This is a genomic window from Mesorhizobium tianshanense (assembly GCF_007830515.1).
Taxonomy (GTDB): Bacteria; Pseudomonadota; Alphaproteobacteria; order Rhizobiales; family Rhizobiaceae; genus Mesorhizobium; species Mesorhizobium tianshanense.
The window spans coordinates 1-17,562 of the sequence record NZ_VLKT01000093.1 but is presented as its reverse complement, the minus strand read 5'-3'; the positions used below and the strand labels follow the sequence as shown (position 1 = coordinate 17,562).

At 61.6% G+C, this 17,562-nt stretch carries 18 protein-coding genes and 2 pseudogenes; 13 read left to right on the top strand and 7 right to left on the bottom strand.

The window, feature by feature from the left end:
- Together IQ26_RS36690 and IQ26_RS36685 are read left to right on the top strand one after the other, a co-directional pair.
- On the top strand, window positions 1–260 hold a 260-nt coding region (locus IQ26_RS36690), incomplete at its 5' end, for a group II intron maturase-specific domain-containing protein (protein ID WP_276316465.1).
- A gap of 91 nt (window positions 261–351) precedes the next feature.
- Entirely contained in the window at window positions 352–1,404 is a 1,053-nt protein-coding gene (locus IQ26_RS36685) for a Fic/DOC family protein (protein ID WP_145723250.1), read from the top strand.
- 152 nt (window positions 1,405–1,556) lie between these two features.
- Here the strand turns inward: IQ26_RS36685 and IQ26_RS36680 are convergent, their stop codons facing one another.
- From IQ26_RS36680 to IQ26_RS36655, 6 genes are all read right to left on the bottom strand, one after another.
- A complete protein-coding gene (locus tag IQ26_RS36680; protein WP_240547430.1) occupies window positions 1,557–2,717 on the bottom strand; it encodes an ABC transporter permease in 1,161 nt (386 codons plus the stop codon).
- 55 nt (window positions 2,718–2,772) lie between these two features.
- Complete coding sequence (locus IQ26_RS36675) at window positions 2,773–3,516, bottom strand: ABC transporter ATP-binding protein (RefSeq protein WP_145723248.1); 744 nt, start codon at window positions 3,514–3,516, stop codon at window positions 2,773–2,775.
- Window positions 3,517–3,523: 7 nt separating this feature from the next.
- The gene (locus tag IQ26_RS36670) at window positions 3,524–4,879 is read right to left on the bottom strand and encodes an efflux RND transporter periplasmic adaptor subunit (RefSeq protein ID WP_162458182.1); all 1,356 of its coding nucleotides are present in this window, start codon (window positions 4,877–4,879) and stop codon (window positions 3,524–3,526) included.
- 239 nt (window positions 4,880–5,118) lie between these two features.
- Window positions 5,119–5,445, bottom strand: a complete 327-nt coding sequence (locus IQ26_RS36665) for a hypothetical protein (protein ID WP_145723246.1) — start codon at window positions 5,443–5,445, stop codon at window positions 5,119–5,121.
- Window positions 5,446–6,088: 643 nt separating this feature from the next.
- The gene (locus IQ26_RS36660; protein ID WP_145723245.1) at window positions 6,089–7,129 is read right to left on the bottom strand and encodes an L-idonate 5-dehydrogenase; all 1,041 of its coding nucleotides are present in this window, start codon (window positions 7,127–7,129) and stop codon (window positions 6,089–6,091) included.
- 8 nt (window positions 7,130–7,137) lie between these two features.
- A complete protein-coding gene (locus IQ26_RS36655; RefSeq protein WP_145723244.1) occupies window positions 7,138–8,085 on the bottom strand; it encodes a 2-hydroxyacid dehydrogenase in 948 nt (315 codons plus the stop codon).
- A gap of 95 nt (window positions 8,086–8,180) precedes the next feature.
- Between IQ26_RS36655 and IQ26_RS36650 the strand changes: the two genes are divergently transcribed.
- From IQ26_RS36650 to IQ26_RS36605, 10 genes and pseudogenes are all read left to right on the top strand, one after another.
- Entirely contained in the window at window positions 8,181–8,954 is a 774-nt protein-coding gene (locus IQ26_RS36650) for an SDR family oxidoreductase (protein ID WP_240547429.1), read from the top strand.
- Window positions 8,923–9,459: a gluconokinase gene (locus tag IQ26_RS36645; protein WP_145723242.1), complete on the top strand. Its 537-nt coding sequence runs from the start codon at window positions 8,923–8,925 to the stop codon at window positions 9,457–9,459. The genes IQ26_RS36650 and IQ26_RS36645 overlap by 32 nt, the downstream gene beginning before the upstream one ends.
- Entirely contained in the window at window positions 9,456–10,343 is an 888-nt protein-coding gene (locus IQ26_RS36640; RefSeq protein ID WP_145723241.1) for an NAD(P)-dependent oxidoreductase, read from the top strand. Before IQ26_RS36645 ends, IQ26_RS36640 begins: the two co-directional genes overlap by 4 nt.
- Window positions 10,340–10,672: a hypothetical protein gene (locus IQ26_RS36635; protein WP_145723240.1), complete on the top strand. Its 333-nt coding sequence runs from the start codon at window positions 10,340–10,342 to the stop codon at window positions 10,670–10,672. Before IQ26_RS36640 ends, IQ26_RS36635 begins: the two co-directional genes overlap by 4 nt.
- Window positions 10,673–10,777: 105 nt before the next feature.
- Window positions 10,778–11,797: a LacI family DNA-binding transcriptional regulator gene (locus IQ26_RS36630; protein WP_240547428.1), complete on the top strand. Its 1,020-nt coding sequence runs from the start codon at window positions 10,778–10,780 to the stop codon at window positions 11,795–11,797.
- A gap of 242 nt (window positions 11,798–12,039) precedes the next feature.
- Window positions 12,040–12,543 carry a TRAP transporter small permease gene (locus IQ26_RS36625; protein ID WP_162458181.1) on the top strand — a complete coding sequence of 168 codons (504 nt, stop codon included), beginning with the start codon at window positions 12,040–12,042 and terminating at the stop codon, window positions 12,541–12,543.
- The gene (locus tag IQ26_RS36620; protein ID WP_145723237.1) at window positions 12,540–13,820 is read left to right on the top strand and encodes a TRAP transporter large permease subunit; all 1,281 of its coding nucleotides are present in this window, start codon (window positions 12,540–12,542) and stop codon (window positions 13,818–13,820) included. The genes IQ26_RS36625 and IQ26_RS36620 overlap by 4 nt, the downstream gene beginning before the upstream one ends.
- 33 nt (window positions 13,821–13,853) lie before the next feature.
- Entirely contained in the window at window positions 13,854–14,828 is a 975-nt protein-coding gene (locus IQ26_RS36615; protein ID WP_208760294.1) for a DctP family TRAP transporter solute-binding subunit, read from the top strand.
- Between the two features lie 135 nt (window positions 14,829–14,963).
- The gene (locus IQ26_RS36610) at window positions 14,964–15,302 is read left to right on the top strand and encodes a hypothetical protein (RefSeq protein ID WP_145723236.1); all 339 of its coding nucleotides are present in this window, start codon (window positions 14,964–14,966) and stop codon (window positions 15,300–15,302) included.
- 425 nt (window positions 15,303–15,727) lie between these two features.
- Window positions 15,728–15,922, top strand: a pseudogene (locus tag IQ26_RS36605) (helix-turn-helix domain-containing protein); the annotation flags it as partial.
- Window positions 15,923–16,240: 318 nt separating this feature from the next.
- Here the strand turns inward: IQ26_RS36605 and IQ26_RS36600 are convergent.
- Window positions 16,241–16,807, bottom strand: coding sequence for an NnrU family protein (locus tag IQ26_RS36600; protein WP_145723235.1), 567 nt, complete (start codon window positions 16,805–16,807; stop codon window positions 16,241–16,243).
- 442 nt (window positions 16,808–17,249) lie between these two features.
- Between IQ26_RS36600 and IQ26_RS36595 the strand changes: the two are divergent.
- A pseudogene (locus IQ26_RS36595) lies at window positions 17,250–17,378 on the top strand (IS110 family RNA-guided transposase); the annotation flags it as partial.
- Window positions 17,379–17,562 lie beyond the last annotated feature (184 nt).

Below are 17,562 nucleotides of genomic sequence, written 5' to 3'. Positions count from 1 at the left end.
CCCCGTCGGTGTTGCGCAGCCTCGACCAGTGGATCAGGCGAAGGCTTCGATCCATTGCATGGAAGCAATGGAAGCGCGGGCGCACCCGCTTTGCGGAGCTGCGTCGCCGGGGCGTCGGGCACGAGCTGGCGGCACAAACCGCCGGCAGCGCGCATGGTCCCTGGCGCATCAGCAACAGCCCAGCGCTCGCCATTGCCCTGCCGAACGCTTTCCTCGCAAGCATCGGCCTCGCTTTCCTCGCCCCTGCCAATGCCGCATAACCAACCGAACCGCCTTGTACGGGCCCGTACGCAGGGTGGTGTGGGAGGGGAGGAACCGCAAGGTTCCCCCCTATCCCGATTAGCCCCGCCGATGTCCGAGAGCCCTGCCAAAGGTTCCTATTTCTATCCGAACACCTCGGATAATCCCGATCGTGTCGACGTGCTGCGCAACAGGTTCGGCATCGAGACCCATTCCGAGCTGCGGATCGAAGAATACCGCGCCACGGCTTTCCGCATGGCGGAAATTGCCGAAGGCGACGGCCCGACCGGCCAGTTCGACAAGGCGCATCTAAAGGCCATCCATAGCCATATCTTTCAGGACGTCTTCGAATGGGCCGGCCACACGCGCAATGAAAGCCCGATCGTGGACGGGCAGCGCGTGGAGCCGATCAGCGGCCTCTCCAAAGGTGGCACCGCATTCCTGCACGGCTCGCGCATTGAGATGGGGCTCGACGAGGCGTTGAAGCCTATCCGTGATCCCGATGTCTTGCGCGGCTCGATGCCAGAGCAGTTCGCCGAGCGTGCGGGCCAGGTCATGGCCGAGCTCAATTATGTGCATCCTTTTCGCGAGGGCAACGGACGCACGCAGGAGGTGTTCATTGCCGAGCTTGGCCGTCACTACGGGCACGAGGTCGATTTCACGGTCATCACCAAACCGCGCATGATCGAGGCTTCGATCGAAACCACGAACGACCCGTCAAGCGCCGCCATGAAACATGTGCTCGAGGACGCGGTAGACCCGAACCGCCGCGAAGCCCTTCGCGCCGCATTTTCCGATCTCGAGGCGCGCGGCGAGGTACCGTTTGAACACAACGTCCGCACAGCCCGCCCAGGCGAAGAAGTGACCGGCCAGGTGCTCGGGCACGACGACCGTGTCGCCAGCATCGTCTCGGACGAACGGATCATTGCCGTCGATCGCACTGACCTCCCGGAGCGACTGCCCGATGATGAAGCGGAAATCACCTTCACTGCCCGATCCGACTTTTCCCGCCTTGGCCGTGAGCCGCGGGCCATCGAGGCGCCCGCGCAGCGCGAACGCGTCGAAGCGACCCGGCCGGATACGCCCGTCGAGCTGAAGGCTATCGAGACCGATATCGCGGCGCAGCGAGCGCGTGGGCGCGATAGCGATGACCTCGAACGGTGACAGGATCTGCCGGCACCAACCTGGTGCCGCACAATGTTCCGAACCGTGCAGCTACCGTGCCTTTGCGGCTTCGAAATTGACCGATTATCGCGCTGTGGCGCCAAACGCTCTCGATTTTGTGGGGACGAAGAGGATTCAGCTATCCGTGCCGATCATTCTGTGCGCAGCGCTTCGATCGGCTGTAGCCTTGCGGCCTTGCGGGCGGGATAGTAGCCGAAGAAGACGCCTACTGCCGCCGCAAAGCCGATAGCCAGCATGACGGCGCTGAGGTCGATGATCACCGGCCATTGGGCGAGAGAGCCAACGGCGATTGCAGCAACAGTCCCGATAGCCGCACCTAGAATACCTCCGAGCAAGGCCAGCGTTACTGCCTCAACGAGAAACTGGGCAAGGATATCTCGCCGTCGCGCGCCGACCGCAAGCCGCAGTCCGATCTCGCGGACCCGCTCCGTTACCGTCACCAGCATGATGTTCATGATGCCGATCCCGCCCACCACCAGCGAAATTGAGGCCACCGCCGAAAGCAGCAGCGACACCACGCGTGTGGTCGAACCCTCGACATTCGCAGCTTCGGCGAGGTTGCTCACCATGAAGCTGTCTTCCTGACCCGTCCGCAACCGGTGGCGCTGCCACAGGAGTTGGCGGATCGCTGCCATCGTGTCCTCGGCCGAGGCCCAATCGGCGAACTTGACGGTGATGTTGTGTACGAAGGTCGGATTGGCGCGGCTCGTACCGATGAACTGACGTCGTGCCGTCCTCAGCGGCACAAGTGCTATATCGTCCTGATCGTCGCCCCATACGCTCTGCCCCTTCCGCTCCAGCAATCCGATCACCGTGAACGGCACATCGCGGATGCGGATCGCGGCGCCTAGCGGGTCGGCTTTTCCGAACAACTTCTCCCGCATCGTCGTTCCGATGAGCACGACGTTGGCCACGCGCTTGTTGTCCTCCGGGGTCATCTCCTGCCCCGCGATAACCCTCCATTCGCGCGCTGAGAAATATTCCGGCGTCACGCCGCGAAGCACGCCTTGCCAATTGGTGGAGCCGATCGTGAACTGCTCGCGGGCGTGCAGGAGTGGCGCCGCCACCACGACGCCGGGGATTTCCATTCCGATCGCCGCCGCGTCCTCTTCACTCAGCCGCGGCGCGCCACCGGCCCCAAGCCGGACGCTGCCCATCTTCGCACTGCCCGGACTGATGCTGATGAGGTTGGCGCCGAGGCTGCGGATCTGGGCTGCGATGCGTTCGCGCGCACCAACTCCGATCGCGATCATCACCACGACGGCGGCGACTCCGATGATGATACCCAACATGGTGAGCGCGCTGCGCAGATGATGGGAGCGCAATGATCGCAGGGCCGTTCTTGTGCTACCGGACATTGTTGTAAGCCAGCGATAGATGGCGAGCGTTACCCAAAGATCGGGCCTGTTGGACGACAGGGGTGTCGGACACAACGCGACCGTCTCGAAAGGCCACAATGCGATCGGCATGGGCAGCTATCTCCGCCTCATGGGTGACCAGCACAATGGTCAGGCCCTCTCCATTGAGGCGGCGGAAAATTGCCATGATCTCCAGCCCTGTCTGGCTGTCGAGCGCACCAGTGGGTTCATCGGCGAGCAGAAGCAAAGGCTCCGTCACCAGAGCGCGGGCAATGGCAACGCGCTGCTGTTGTCCGCCCGAGAGTTCGGCAGGAGTATGTCTAGCCCGATCGGCGAGCCCTACCCTGGCCAGCATCGCCAGGGCTGCGCGCCGCCGCTCTCCAGCCCACATGCGGCGGTAGACAAGCGGCAGTTCCACATTTTCCAGTGCGCTGGCCCGCGGCAGCAGATTGAACGACTGAAACACGAAACCGATGTTGCGATTGCGGATTGCAGCGAGCTCATCGTGATGGAGTCCGCCGACGTAAACCCCGTTCAGCCGATAGCGGCCCTCGCTGGGACTGTCGAGGCAGCCCAGAATGTTCATGAAGGTGGACTTGCCTGACCCAGAAGGTCCGATCACCGCGACGAATTCGCCTCGTTTAATCGTCAGGCTCACCCCTTCGAGCGCCCACACCAGCCCACCGCCGACACGGTAGCAATGGCGCAGCCGGTCGACTTCGATCAGGGCCATGGATGCCTCACCGCAACCGGAACTTGACCAGGACGGAAGACGCGTCATCGTCCCGACGCGGAGCAGTGGCAAGCCCTGTAATGACCTGCTGCCCCTCGGTCAGGTCGCCTGCCAGCACCTCTGTTGCACGACCGTCGGTGATTCCAAGCCGGAGCGAAATCAGCTTCGGCTCGCCGTCTGGCCCAAATACAAACGCCTCGCCCGGGCTCCCTGCCTCTACGCCCGTTTCGGCAATGGCCGGCGCGGTTGAGCGCGCCTCGTCCCCGGTATCACTCGGCGGCCGAAAACGCAGGGCCGCATTAGGCACTTTCAAGACGCCCTGTCGCTTAGCCACTACCACGCTCAGATTGGCGGTCATGCCGGGCAACAGCAACTCATCGGAATTTTCCGTACCGACCACCACTATGTATGTGACGACGTTTTGAACGACCTGCGGCGCCTTGCGTATCTGCTTCACGGTGCCGGTGAAAATTCGGTCGGGATAGGCATCGGCGGTGAAGGTAACCGGCTGCCCAAGCGCAAAACGGCTAATATCGGCTTCCACCACCGAAGCCTCCACCTGCATCTCAGTCAGGTCCTGAGCTATGGTGAACAGGATCGGTGTCTGCAGGCTGGCCGCCAGGGTCTGACCGCCACTGACGGCGCGATTGACCACTGTGCCGGTGACCGGCGCGCGTACATAGGTGCGGTCAAGATCGATTTGGGCCTGCTGAAGCACCGCTTCCTTCTGCTTCACCTGGGCAAGTGTGTTGGCGAGCTCCGCTTCGGCCATGTTGAGTGTCGCCCTGGCGGCTCGAACGGCCGCCGATTGCGACAGTTCTTCCGCCTGGGCGGCAGTCGCCTGCGCCTTGGCAGAATTGTGCGCGGTGTTCTCCCGTTCCCATTCACCCAGCGCGATGATCTTCTGCTTGGCAAGGGAACGTTTGCGGTTCACTTCCTGCGCCGCACCATCGAGCGCGATTTCGGCGCGTGCAGTCTGCGCCGCGGCAGAATCATATCTGGCCTCGGCGGTCTCCATCTCTGCCCTGGCCCGCTCGATCTGCGCCCGCTGTACGGAAACCTGCGTTTGGGCCATCTCCCGTTCGGCAAGGGTTTGCGCCACTCTCGCTTCGTAAATCTCCGGCTCAACCCGGGCTATGACCTGGCCTTTGGTGACCTTGGAGTTGAAGTCGACATATAGTTCCTTCACCCGACCCGAGAGCTGAGAACCGACTTCCACCATAACCAATGCGTTCAGCGTGCCAGCCGCCTGCACCGTTGTAACGATATCGCCGCGCTCCACGGCTTGCGAGCGATAGGCGGGGGTATCGGGCCTGATGGAGGACGGCTTGAGGAGAGCTGAGAGGTGATTGAAGGCCGACAAAACCTGGCCGGAAGTCGCCGATGGCGTCGGTCCCGTCGAACTCCCGGGCGTCACGGCCGCGCCGAGGAATGCCGTAACGAACAGAATGCTGCGCATCATGTTTTGACCACCTCCAAGTCGGAAGGGAAAGGTAATCCCTTCCGACTTTGATCTGTTCTTGGCATATAGAATTTACGCCACCTATATGACAAGACTATCAGAAGCCCGTCGTATAGATGAATATTGTATGTTTCTGGATATTACTGCTTGCATTGGCCTTGATTACCATCGCAGTCCGTCTCGGTCTTGTTGCCGATGTTGCCCTTGCCTTCAGCCGTATCCTCCGTTGCCGTGCCGAACGCATTGCCATTCACATCCTTCGTGGTCTCATTGCATACGCAGTCCGGAACCGACCCTGTCTTTGTACAAGAGGCCACGCCAGCGGCGCCGCAGAAGTCTGTGCACTGCGTCGCCGACACACCGGGACAGAGGTTCTGCGCCAGCGCTCCGCCTGTTCCAAGCAACAGTGTCCCACCCATGAAAGCCGCAGCCGCGGCCATCTTTAAACCGCTATATCCAACAAACATGTTCTCCTCCGAATTTGCCAGAGCTAGAGTGTGCTGCGCAGGCCATCTCTGGCACTGGTCGGCAGCATGAGGGCGCAAGAAAGCCCTCGATCCGGCTCGATCGATTAAGCTGTGGGAGATGCGGAAGTTATGAGGCCGCCAGCAGCGGTTTAAGCCGCCGGGCCTCCCAAGACTCTGCCGGGTGAAGGGCCTTTTGCGGCGCATGGAACCGCCGCAATACTTGGCCTGCGCAAATCGGCAGCACTCATTGTCGTGCTCCAGTACGACCGCAAGCGGGAAAACATTTCCTATTGCTAATATATTAACCATATCTGCGGAAGCTGGCAACAAGTATCTAGGACATACGCCGGTTGACGTGCCGCTAAATCGATTTGGTAGAGCGGCGTCAACATCGCCATCGCCATCGGCGTCAGCCAGTTCCAGTTGCGCAGCACAGCGGATTGATTGTGGAGCCCGGAGTCGGCGCGACAATGAAGCTGCGAGCGTTACCGAAATCAAATCAAGATGAGAATGCTGGCGGGTTGGAACGCAGGCAGGGCGTAGCCCGACCGGAGTTTCAACCCGCCAGCGCTGCTCCCGGGATCTGAGCAAGGGTGCCCGGCGATGTCCCCAAAGCAATGCCGTGAGGGAGGTACCGCCGGCATCAACCCGCCGCGTCGAAGGCGATCTGAGCTTTCATCGCCTGGCTGCGATCGCTTGCGATCTGGAAGGCCTCTTCGGCGCGGGCGAGCGGCAGTGTATGCGTGATCAGCGGCTTGACGTCGATCAGGCCGGACTGCATCAGCCGCACTGCGACCGGGAATTCCTCGTGAAAACGGAAAGAGCCGCGCAGTTCCAATTCTTTCGCCGTGATCTGCATCATCGGCAGCGTCATGTCGCCGCCCAGCCCGAGCTGGACGATGATCCCGCATGGACGCAGAGCGCCAATGCCGGCGACCAGCGCCTGCTGAGCTCCCGAACACTCGTAGAACACGTCGAAATAGCCTTTGTCGCCGGTATAGTTGGCGAGTCCATCCGGCTCGTCCTTCATATTGAGCGTGCGGTCGGCGCCGATCCTGCGTGCGAGATCGAGCGGGAATTGCGCCAGATCTGTCGCCACGATTTCCGCCGCGCCCGCGCGCCGCGCAGCGAGAATGGACAGCGCCCCGATGGGCCCGCAGCCGGTCACCAGAACGCGCTTGCCGAGCATTTCGCCGGCCCGCCGTGTCGCATGCAGCGTCACGGAAAGCGGCTCCGCCATCGCCGCCTCGCCAGCACTCAGCCCGCCTGCGGGGATGCATTGTAGTGCGTCAGCCACCAGTACTTCACGGAACGCGCCCTGTATGTGCGGGTACGGCATTGCAGATCCGTAGAAGCGCATGTGCAGACACTGATTGTGCCGGCCCTCGCTGCAGAAGCGGCACGAGCGGCAAGGACGCGACGGCGAAACGGCGACGAGATCGCCGACCGACAGGCCCTGCACACTCTCTCCCAACTTCGTGATACGTCCCGAAACCTCATGACCGAGGATCATCGGCTGCTTGAGCCGCACCGCGCCGAAGCCTCCATGATTGTAGTAGTGCAGGTCGGAGCCGCAGACGCCGCCCGTTGCCAGCCTGATCTGGACTTGGCTGCGGCCGGGTTCCTCGACCTCGCGATCCTCGATGCGCAGATCCTTGGCCTGGTGGATGACGACGGCTTTCATCGGGGGCCTCACAAAACGGGCGTCAGCAGATCGCGGCCTTCGAAATGGGCCACGAGGTTGTCATAGACGAGCTTTCCCATCGCCTTGCGCGTTTCTACGGTTCCTGAGGCGTGATGCGGCTGCAGCAGGACATTGTCGAGTTCCAGGAAGCGCGGATTGATTTTCGGCTCTCCTTCAAACACGTCCAGCGCGGCTGAGCCGAGCCTGCCATTCTCGAGCGCGTCGAGCAGCGCCTGCTCATCGATATTGGAAGCGCGCGAAATGTTGATCAGCATTCCGTCGGGCCCCAGGGCGTCGATGACCTGCTTGCCGACGATGTGACGCGTCGCCGCTGACGCGGCGAGCGTCACGAAAAGGAAATCGGAATGCTGTGCGAGCGTCACCGGATCAGCGATGAATGTCCAGTCAGGAGCGTAGGTCTTGGGTTCCACGTCGCTGTAGGCGATGTCCATATCGAAGCCGGCGAGCCGCTTCGCCACCTCGAAGCCGATCCGCCCTAGGCCGAGAACGCCAGCCCGTTTTTCGTGAACCCGACTCTTCAGCGGATAGAGCCCGCGCGAAGCCCAGTCGCCGCCGCGCACCCAGGTCTCAGCGCCAGTCATGCCGCGCGCCTGTGCGAGCATCATCGCCACGCCAAGATCGGCGACGTCCTTGGTTAGCACGTCCGGCGTGTTGGTGACCCGGATGCCGCGCTCGCGGGCCGTGGCGAGATCGACCGCGTCGAAGCCGACGCCGTAGACAGAAATGATTTCGAGTTTCGGCAGCGCTTCGATCATCGCCTTATTCGCCCCGAGTTCGCCGCGCGTGGCGATCCCCCTGATGTCAGAGCCATGGGCTTTCAGAAACGCCGCCGTGTCGCTAGCCTCGAAATAGCGATGCAGGGTGAATTTTTCGCCCAGCGGGCCTTCGTCCCATGCCGGGTAGGGTCCGACCTGCAGGATTGCCACTTTGCTCATTTTGAAGAATGCTCCGTCCAACGACTTGTATGTGTTATCGATAACATATACAGACAATGCGAGCAGTGTCGAGGAGAAAAGAGGGAGACCCAATCGTGCCAGCTACGAACCCGCTGTTTGACCTGGACGCGAAGACCGCGCTCGTCACCGGTTCCTCGCAGGGTATCGGACTGGCCTTAGCGCGCGGCCTTTGCGACGCCGGGGCGGCCGTCATCCTCAACGGCAGGGAAGCGCGCAAGCTTGAAGCCGCCGCGGCGTCGCTCGCGTCCGGCGGCGCGGTCGTCCACCAACTTGTATTTGATGTCACCGACCACGGCGCGGCGCGTGAGGCGGTTGACAAGTTCGAGGCGAAGATCGGCCCGATCGATATCCTGATCAACAATGCCGGCATGCAGCATCGCGCGCCGCTGGAGGAGTTTGAGTCCGAGGCGTTCGAGAAACTCCTTCGAACGAACATCTCAAGCGTCTTCAATGTCGGCCAGGCTGTGGCGCGCCACATGATCCGGCGCGGTGCGGGCAAGATCATCAACATCGCCTCGGTGCAGACCGCGCTGGCGCGCCCGTCGATCGCTCCCTATACGGCGACCAAGGGCGCGGTCGGCAACCTCACCAAGGGCATGGCCACGGACTGGGCAAAATACGGACTCCAGATCAACGCGATCGCGCCCGGCTATTTCGACACGCCGCTCAACGCGGCGCTCGTCGACGATCCGGCCTTCAGCGATTGGCTGCAAAAGCGGACCCCTGCGGGACGGTGGGGAAAAGTCGATGAACTCGTCGGCGCCTGCATCTTCCTCTCCTCGGCAGCATCGAGCTTCGTCAATGGACACATTTTATATGTCGACGGCGGCATCACTGCATCGCTCTGAGCGACCTCGGCTGTTCGTGGTGATGGGCGTGGCCGGATGCGGCAAGTCCACCGTCGGCGAAGCGCTCGCGCCCAGGCTCGATGGCATCTACTTCGACGGCGACAATTTTCATCCGCGGGAAAACATCGCCAAGATGAGCCGTGGCGAGCCCTTGACGGATGCGGACCGCTGGCCGTGGCTGCGGCGGATCGGAGCCGAGATTGCAGCCCAGAAGGGTATCGTTGTTTGCGGCTGCTCAGCGTTACGGCGGGTCTATCGCGACGTGATCCGCGAAGCAGCCGGGGAGCCTGTGCTGTTCATTCATCTGGCCGGAAGCCGCGAACTCATCGAACGACGCATGGCTGCGCGCTCCGGGCATTTCATGCCCTTGAGCCTGCTTGAAAGTCAGTTCGCGGCGCTGGAACCACCCGCCGCGGATGAGGATGCGGTGTCTATCGAGATCGACGCATCGACCGACGAAATCGTAGCGCGGATCGCCTCGCAAACGGGAGAGAACGGCTCATGACCAACAGGGTAGCATTGATCGGCGCTGGCGTGATGGGCAGCGCAATCGGGACCCGGCTGCTGGAGACAGGAAATGAACTCCACGCATTCGACCTCGACAAGGAGAAGCTGGCAGCGCTCGCCGCGAAGGGTGCGAAACCCGCGCAGTCGGCAGCCGCGGCCGCGGCTGGTGCCGCCTTCGTGATCACCAGCCTGAACTCGGCGAAGATAGTGCGCGCCGCCATTTTCGGGACAGAGGGGGTCGCTGCGGGAGCTGCGCCTGGGACGGTGATTATCGATATGTCGTCGATCGATCCGGATTCGACGCGGTCTCTCGCCGTGGAGGCCGCTGCAAAGGGGCTGCGCTGGTTGGATTGCCCGCTCTCCGGCGGTGCGCCAAAGGCGCTGATCGGCCAGCTCGCCGTAATGGCCGGCGGCGAGCGAAACGATTTCGAGGAGGCCCGCGCGGTGATGCGGCATCTATGCGCCAATTTCACCTATATGGGACCGAGCGGCGCCGGCCAGACCACCAAACTCATCAACCAGGTCTTGTGCGCGCTGAACTTCATGGCCGTTGCGGAAGCGACGCAGCTTGCGCTCGATGCCGGCGTGGACGCAGCCGCTATCCCCGGGGCGCTGAAGGGCGGTCGCGCCGACAGCGCCATCCTGCAAGAATTCATGGGCAAGATGGCGCGCAAGGATTTCTCGCCCACGGGCCGAATCGACAACATGGTAAAGGATCTCGAGGGCGTGCAGGATCTCGCTCGCCACACCGGCACCGCCATGCCCCTGACCTCGCTCTGCGCCGAAATCCATCGCCTGCTGACCTCGGCCGGTCTCGGCGGCGCCGATAATGCCGCGCTGATGAAATTTTTTGAAGGTCCAGCAAAAGGAGATGCTGCATGATTACACGCTACGCGCTGTTCGAGGGTTCTGTGAAGGACGGGCAAACAGAAGCGTTTCGTGCTTTTGTCAACGACGAACTCGTTCCGCTTTGGACAACATTCGACGGGGCACAGGAGGTCCGGGTGATGTTCAGCGAGGAGCGCGACGATGGCGCACCAGAGTTTCCGCTGATCCTGGCGATCACTTATCCCGATCGGGCCGCTCTCGAGCGCGCGATGGGCTGTGAGGCCCGCTTCAAGTCTCGGGACAAGACGGGCGAACTGGTGGCGCTGTTCTTCGACGGCCGCATCCATCATCATGTGACGGCGGCCAAAAGCTTCGTTATCTGATGGGTCGGATGCATGATCAGAGCTTCCTCCGTAAGGCGCCGCACGTGCAGTAGACATTTGCCCGGGTTGTGCCTAGATTTCTGATATCGATAACGTCGGGCAGTCATGGCAGGCAACAACAAGACCCCCACGATGTTGGATGTTGCGCGACTGGCGAACGTATCGTCCATGACGGTTTCGCGCGCCTTCAAACGCGATGCCTCGGTAGGCAAGGAGACCCGAGAGAGAATCCTTAAGGCGGCGGACGAGTTGGGCTATGTCCTCGACAGCACTGCCGCCAACCTCTCGTCGCGCAAGACTGGGTTCGTGGCGGTGACGATCCCCTCCATCAACAACGCCAACTTCGCCGATACCCTGCGGGGCATGTCCCAGCGGCTGCGTGGCAGCGGCCTCGAAATTCTCCTCGGCTATACGGACTACAGCGTCGACGAGGAGGAACGGCTCATCGAGCAGTTTCTACGCCGCCGCCCCGAAGCGATCGTGGTGACGGGCGGAACCCATACCGACCGATGCCGAAAGCTGCTCGAACATTCAGGCGTCCCGGTGGTGGAAACCTGGGATTTGCCGGCGAAGCCAATCGGCCATGTGGTCGGATTCTCGAATGCCGAAGCGGCGAAGCTGATGGTCGATCATTTCGTCGAGCGCGGCTACACAAGGCTAGGATTCATAGGCGGCGACACCTCCCGCGACACGCGCGGCCTCGACCGTCGGCGCGGCTTTCTCGAAGCAGTCAAGGCCCGAGGACTGGATTCGAGCCGGTTGATTGCCTCCGGGCCGCCGCCCATCACCATGCGCGAAGGCGCGGCATCCATGCGCGAGATGATCGCGCGCTGGCCCGACACGCAGGCCGTGATGTGCGTTTCCGACCTCTCGGCCTTTGGTGCGCTGACCGAATGCCAGCGAAAGGGCATCCGGGTTCCCGAAGACATCGCTATTGGCGGGTTCGGAGCTTACGACCTCGCTGAGCATGCCGTTCCGGCGATCACGACGATCGATGCGAGCGCAAAGGCGATCGGCACGCATGCGGCCGATACCGTATTGAGCTTGCTTTCCAATCCTGAATCCACCGATGTCCGTATGGTGACGAGGATCACCCCAAAGATCATTGCGCGCCAGACGACTTAGCGCCCTGCCGGATGAATGGCCGCGTCAGGCCGGAAGGTTCCGGCCGCCACCGCTCCACTCGAAAACCATGACGCCCCAGCTAGCCTGCATGGTTTCCATCGATCGGTTTCGTTGGAGAGACCGTGCTTCAGGCGCAGAGACAGCTACACAGTCGTCGAAAGTCGATTCACCGTTGACTCGATGTTATCGATAACATAACGTTCCGACGGCTGATGGCTGTCCGATGGGAGGAGATAGCGCGAATGGAGCGTTTGCGTCGCTTTGTTGATAGCGGTTTCAGGCTGATGGATGCCGTCATGGCGCTGTCGATGCTTGCCATGATCGTTATCGTCTTCGCCAATGTCGTGCTTCGCTACGGCTTCGCCAGCGGCATCCTGGGCTCGGTCGAACTGTCCCGCTTCCTCTTCGTCTGGATCGTCATGCTGGGCGCTGTTGCCTGCTTGCGCAACGACGATCACCTGCAGCTTACGACCATGCTTGAGGCGCTGCCGGCCGGACTCGAACGGATAGTCCCGCGTCTGATCTCGGTGGTGATCGTGCTGTGCTGCGCAATGCTTGCGCTGGGCAGTTACCGGCAGGCGATGGCTAACTGGGCCAATCCGCAGCCGATGAGCGGCATTCCCGTCGGCGCGGTCTATCTCGCCGGAGCGGTCGGCGGCTTACTGATGGCGGCGGTGGCGTTGGTAAGAGTATTCCGTCGGCGCCCGCCCGCGGGCGGCGCCTCTGCCGGGAATGACCCGGCATGACGCTCTTCCTCTTCCTGTTCGTGCTGATCGGGGCGATCCTGCTCGGCGTGCCCGTGGCGTTCGCGCTGCTGTTGAGTGCCATCGCCCTCATGGTCCATATGGACCTGTTCAGCTCGGATATTCTGGCGCAGTCACTGGTCAACGGCGTTGATAATTTCGCGCTGATCGCGATTCCCTTCTTCCTCGTCGCGGGCGAAACAATGTCGGTCGGGGGCCTTTCGCGGCGAATCGTCCGACTGGCCATGTCGCTGGTTGGTCACCGCAAGGGTGGACTCGGCTACGTCGCGATTATAACAGCGGTGGTCCTGGCCGGCCTGTCGGGTTCGGCCGTGGCCGACGCTGCCGCGCTTGTCGCCATTCTGCTTCCGATGATGAGGAACGCGCACTATCCCGAAAAGTATTCGGTCGGGCTGCTGGCTTCGGGCGGCATCATCGCCCCTGTTATCCCGCCATCGCTGCCGCTCATCATCATCGGTGTTGCGGGCAACATCTCGATCTCGAAGCTATTTCTCGGCGGCATTGCACCGGGCCTCATGATGGGAGCCGCGCTCGTTGCGACCTGGTGGTTCATCGTCCGCGGCGAAGCGATCGAAACGCCCCAGAAGGCTTCGGCCGAGGACCGACTCGTCGCGTTGCGCGATGGCGCTTGGGCGTTGCTGCTTCCGGTCATCATCATTGGCGGCATAAAGACCGGAATATTCACCCCGACGGAGGCTGCAGTCGTCGCGGCCGTCTATGCCATCGCCGTGTCGGCGCTGATCTATCGGGAACTCTCGCTGCCGGCCTTTTACAAAATCCTGGTGCGTTCGGCGCGCGCCACCGCAATGGTCATGTTCCTCGTCGGCTGCGCTATGGTGGCATCGTGGCTTATCACCGTCGCGCAGCTGCCGCAGCAGGTCGCAACCTTACTTGAGCCGCTGATCGACAGCCCGCGACTGCTGATGCTCGCCATCATGGTGCTGGTCCTGCTCGTCGGCATGGTGATGGACCTTACTCCGACGATCCTGATTCTTGTGCCGCTGCTGATGCCAGTGGTCAAGCTCGCCGGAATCGATCCCGTCTATTTCGGTCTGATGTTCGTTATCAACACGTCGATCGGCCTGATCACCCCGCCTGTCGGGACGGTGCTCAACGTCGTGTGCGGCGTCGGCAAGGTGCGTTTCGAAACGGCGATACGCGGCGTCGCGCCCTTCATCGGCGTCTACATGGCGCTGCTTGCCCTCTTCATCCTATTCCCGGATCTCATCATTGTGCCGATGAGATGGTTCACCGGATAGTTCGACCATTGTAACCAAGGAGGAGTCGCGAATATGCATAGAATTAGAACAGGAATAGCCGCGCTGGCGATGCTCGCAGGAAGCATTTCGGCAGCCATTGCCGGCGTCGAACTGAAATTCGCCCATGCTGCGCCGGATACGGATCTGCAGCAGAACCTGGCCGTTTTCTTCGCCGACGAAGTGGCCAAGCGTACTGGCGGCGAAGTCACGGTGAAGATTTTCCCGCAGGGCCAGCTTGGCAACGACCAGCAGATGATCAGCGGTGCGCGCTCGGGCGTGGTCGACATCGTGATGTCCGGCCTCAACAATTTCACCGGGATGATGCCGAGGCTGGGTGGCCTGGAGCTTCCCTTCATGTTTCAAAGCCGCGAGCATGCCTACAAGGTGCTCGATGGCGAGATCGGCCGACAGGGCCTGGCCGAGTTCGAGCAGTTCGGCATGAAAGGCCTTGCCTATCCCGAAAACGGCTATCGCAATGTGACCAACAACACGCATCCCATCAAGACGCCAGCAGATGTCGCAGGGCTGCGGATGCGCACCAACAATTCGGTGGCGCTCAACGAGCTCTTTGCAATGCTGAAGGCCAATCCGCAGCAGCTCCCCGTAGCCGAACTCTACACCGCGCTGGAAACCGGCGTTGTCGATGCGCAGGAGCATCCGGTCAACATCACCTACTCGTTCAAGTTCTATGAGGTGCAGAAATATCTGTCGCTGACCGAACACGCCTATTCGGCCCTGGCGCTGGCTATGAATTTAGACAAGTTCAACGCGCTCACGTCCGAGCAGCAGAAGGTGGTCATGGAGGTGGCGGCCGAGGCGACCGCCATGCAGCGTAAGCTCAGCATCGAGAAGCAGGAGAGCATCCTGGGCGAACTCGCTGCCGCCGGACTGGAGATCAATCGCGACGTCGACAAGGCTGCGTTCCAAGAAGCGGCTAAACCGACCTGGGACAGCTACGTGGCGGCCAATGGCGACGAACTGGTCAAGGCGGTCCAGGCGGTGAAATGATTGGCTGCCTGCGAGCAGGCATTTCCGCATGCGCGACGATGGCGGGTGGGCAATCCGCCCGTCATTCGGCAGGCGACGGCCTACGCTTCCGCCTCGCCTTGTCCACGGGCCCTCGGGCAGGGAATGAACCAGCCGATGTTTACCAGGACCGCTTTGTTCGAAGGAAAGATCCTGGAAGGACAGGAAGATGCGTTCTTTTCGGCAGTCGAGGAGCGCCTGCTGCCGATCTGGCAAAGACTGCCGCGCGCGCAGAATGTTCGCTTGTACAGGCCCGTTCGGCGCGACGCAGACGCGCCCGAGATCTTTCTGGTCCTGGAAATCGACTACCCCTCAATCGAAGCGATCGAAGAAGCGATGGCCTCGCCGGAGAGGGAACTGGCAAAGTCCGCGCATGAGGCCATCATGTCGATGTACGAAGGTCGCCACTATCATCTTGTTTCGCGGAGGCTGGCCGATGCCCGGCCGTCCGACTGAAAACGCTACAGCCCGCTGTCGATCCGTCGTTCGGCCCTGCTGGCGCTGATGCCCTGGCTCTTGCGCTTTGCCTGGCAGTCGCTGCCACAAAATGCGTAAAAAGAACGCTGCGGCGATCGCCGCATCGCGGCCTAACGTTGGCACCGGTGACGGCTCGCATGGTCAGCGCCATCATCGATCGGCGCCCAAACTCAGTGCACTCCTGATCCCATATGACTTTGACCATAAGTAATTGGCAAAGACACGATTTGCTGATTCCGGCGGCCTTCGACCGGGCCTCCCCTCGTCGCCGCAAGTCTCGCGAAGCCTTTCAAGCTCTGCGATGGCTCGGCAATCATCGCTGCGCTTCATGCTGCTTTCGATACGCTCAGGTGTCAGCTTGATTTGCAGCGCTTTATCTACGTTCGGGCAGTAATCATAGATCACACTCAACAGCGGGCCGGACGCCTGCGCGCGCCATTGAGGAGTTACGGATCCAGACCGCCCGCCGGTTGCTGGAGCAGGGCATATGCGTCGGACAGGCCTCAACGCGCTGTGGCTTCGGCTCGGAAGAGACCATGAGACGCGGTTTCTTGCCCACGCTCGGGACAAACCCTACCGCGAGCGTTCTAATTCCGTAGCTGCCCCAGCAGCGGGCGGACCCACCTCGGCGAGAGAAGCGACGGAGGACATCTGAGCCATCCCGGGGACGCATTCGCTCCAGTAATTGTATCCCGTACCGCTCGTGTTTGCAGCGTCGCGCGCGGTTGGCAAAGCAACGCGCGATCCGAGCCGAATTACCGCAATGTTGCTGGCTGGAGCCGTCTATGGATCAAAATTCTGATGTGCCGACCTTATGTCAAGCATTGTTTCCCTGTGGCGTCTGCGAGGCGCTCGATCCGCGGCAACTGGTGGGATTCCCCAGGACATCCTCGAAGGCGCGCCGTCGCTGCGGACGTTCAAGCGAAGGGCGAGACTCCGAATAGCCAGCCGTGCAGCCAGAGCCCGAACAATGCGAAAGCCACCAAGCCGATGCCCACAGCAATCAGGTCGCTACGCGGTCGCACGACCGCGGGTGCCGGATCGCCGCGTGGAATGACGGCAATGAAATCGACAATCGCGTAAACCAGAAACGCTCCGAAGACTAGGAGCGAGGCAAGGTCGCCATTGGCCAGGAGGTGGCCGATGGCCCAAAGGATGATGCCCACCAGCATCGGGTGCTTCAGCCGATGCTTGATTGAACCCGCGGGCAAGTAAGCGGCTGCCAGAATGACGAATGCGGCGAGCACCAACACCGACGCGACATGGCGGCCCCAATAGGGCGGCTCGTAGATCTCAGGCGCATTGGGCCGATAAAGACTCCAGCCCCAGACGATCAGCACGAAGCCGATGATCGATAGGAGCGAATAAAGTCCCTTCCAGCGCCGCTCGTTTGTGGCGATTTGCTCATCACGAAAGCTGCCGGCGGCGATCCGAACAGAATGGATTCCGAAGAAGATCACGAGGCCGACAACCAGTACTAGCATAACACCTCCGAGGTTCGGCGCGTCGGCGGGAAGGAAGGCTTGCTTACGCTCTCGCTCGAGTTGCCGGCTGCATATGCGCAAAACGAATCCTGCGAACGAGATGGTCAGAGTAATATATCAGGGACCCGCAATCTTGGAATGGGCAAAGCTGCCGATTGGCACGGCACCGCACGTTTGACACCTGCCAGTCGCCGCCTTCGCGCGGCACCGCTCGGCCGTCGGTCTTCAAAGTCTCGCTCTTGGCGTTGATTCGGCTGTGCGCCACCTTTCGGGTCCTTCGCCCGATACAGGATCAGACGACCGCGCCGACACAAACATAGTCGTACCGCGCACCAACTCATCGACAACGATCATCGGATATGTCAGCCGGGGTGCGCCGTTCTAGACCGGAAACTGGTTCGACAGCCGGTCGATCTTGTCCGGATCAGCGAAGGAAAACTTCGCCAAGCGGCGCGGTATGGCCCGAGCCCGAGTTGCTGTTGCCCGCAAGCTCGCTGTCATTCTGCATCGCATGTGGAGCGACGGGACAGAATTCCGCTTCGGCAAGGCACCCGGCCCCGTATCGGCATGAAATAGGGACAACAGACCAACGAAGGAGGAGTTGATTCCACCCGAAAGGGCGTGATCCGGATCGTTCCCGTGGGGACGATGGGCAAGGCGATCTCGTTAGCAGGCACGATCCTGGGACGAACTCTCTCAAGGTCATTCAACAGATTGAGACGCCTCGCTCTACTGACCCCATCATGCGGCGGCCT

Bases quoted from the DNA above. Each gene is read 5' to 3' on its own strand.
- IQ26_RS36685 (WP_145723250.1), top strand. From the start codon at position 352: ATGTCCGAGAGCCCTGCCAAAGGTTCCTATTTCTATCCGAACACCTCG.
- IQ26_RS36680 (WP_240547430.1), bottom strand. From the start codon at position 2,717: ATGTTGGGTATCATCATCGGAGTCGCCGCCGTCGTGGTGATGATCGCG.
- IQ26_RS36675 (WP_145723248.1), bottom strand. From the start codon at position 3,516: ATGGCCCTGATCGAAGTCGACCGGCTGCGCCATTGCTACCGTGTCGGC.
- IQ26_RS36665 (WP_145723246.1), bottom strand. From the start codon at position 5,445: ATGTTTGTTGGATATAGCGGTTTAAAGATGGCCGCGGCTGCGGCTTTC.
- IQ26_RS36660 (WP_145723245.1), bottom strand. From the start codon at position 7,129: ATGAAAGCCGTCGTCATCCACCAGGCCAAGGATCTGCGCATCGAGGAT.
- IQ26_RS36655 (WP_145723244.1), bottom strand. From the start codon at position 8,085: ATGAGCAAAGTGGCAATCCTGCAGGTCGGACCCTACCCGGCATGGGAC.
- IQ26_RS36645 (WP_145723242.1), top strand. From the start codon at position 8,923: ATGTCGACGGCGGCATCACTGCATCGCTCTGAGCGACCTCGGCTGTTC.
- IQ26_RS36640 (WP_145723241.1), top strand. From the start codon at position 9,456: ATGACCAACAGGGTAGCATTGATCGGCGCTGGCGTGATGGGCAGCGCA.
- IQ26_RS36635 (WP_145723240.1), top strand. From the start codon at position 10,340: ATGATTACACGCTACGCGCTGTTCGAGGGTTCTGTGAAGGACGGGCAA.
- IQ26_RS36630 (WP_240547428.1), top strand. From the start codon at position 10,778: ATGGCAGGCAACAACAAGACCCCCACGATGTTGGATGTTGCGCGACTG.
- IQ26_RS36625 (WP_162458181.1), top strand. From the start codon at position 12,040: ATGGAGCGTTTGCGTCGCTTTGTTGATAGCGGTTTCAGGCTGATGGAT.
- IQ26_RS36620 (WP_145723237.1), top strand. From the start codon at position 12,540: ATGACGCTCTTCCTCTTCCTGTTCGTGCTGATCGGGGCGATCCTGCTC.
- IQ26_RS36615 (WP_208760294.1), top strand. From the start codon at position 13,854: ATGCATAGAATTAGAACAGGAATAGCCGCGCTGGCGATGCTCGCAGGA.
- IQ26_RS36610 (WP_145723236.1), top strand. From the start codon at position 14,964: ATGTTTACCAGGACCGCTTTGTTCGAAGGAAAGATCCTGGAAGGACAG.
- IQ26_RS36600 (WP_145723235.1), bottom strand. From the start codon at position 16,807: ATGCTAGTACTGGTTGTCGGCCTCGTGATCTTCTTCGGAATCCATTCT.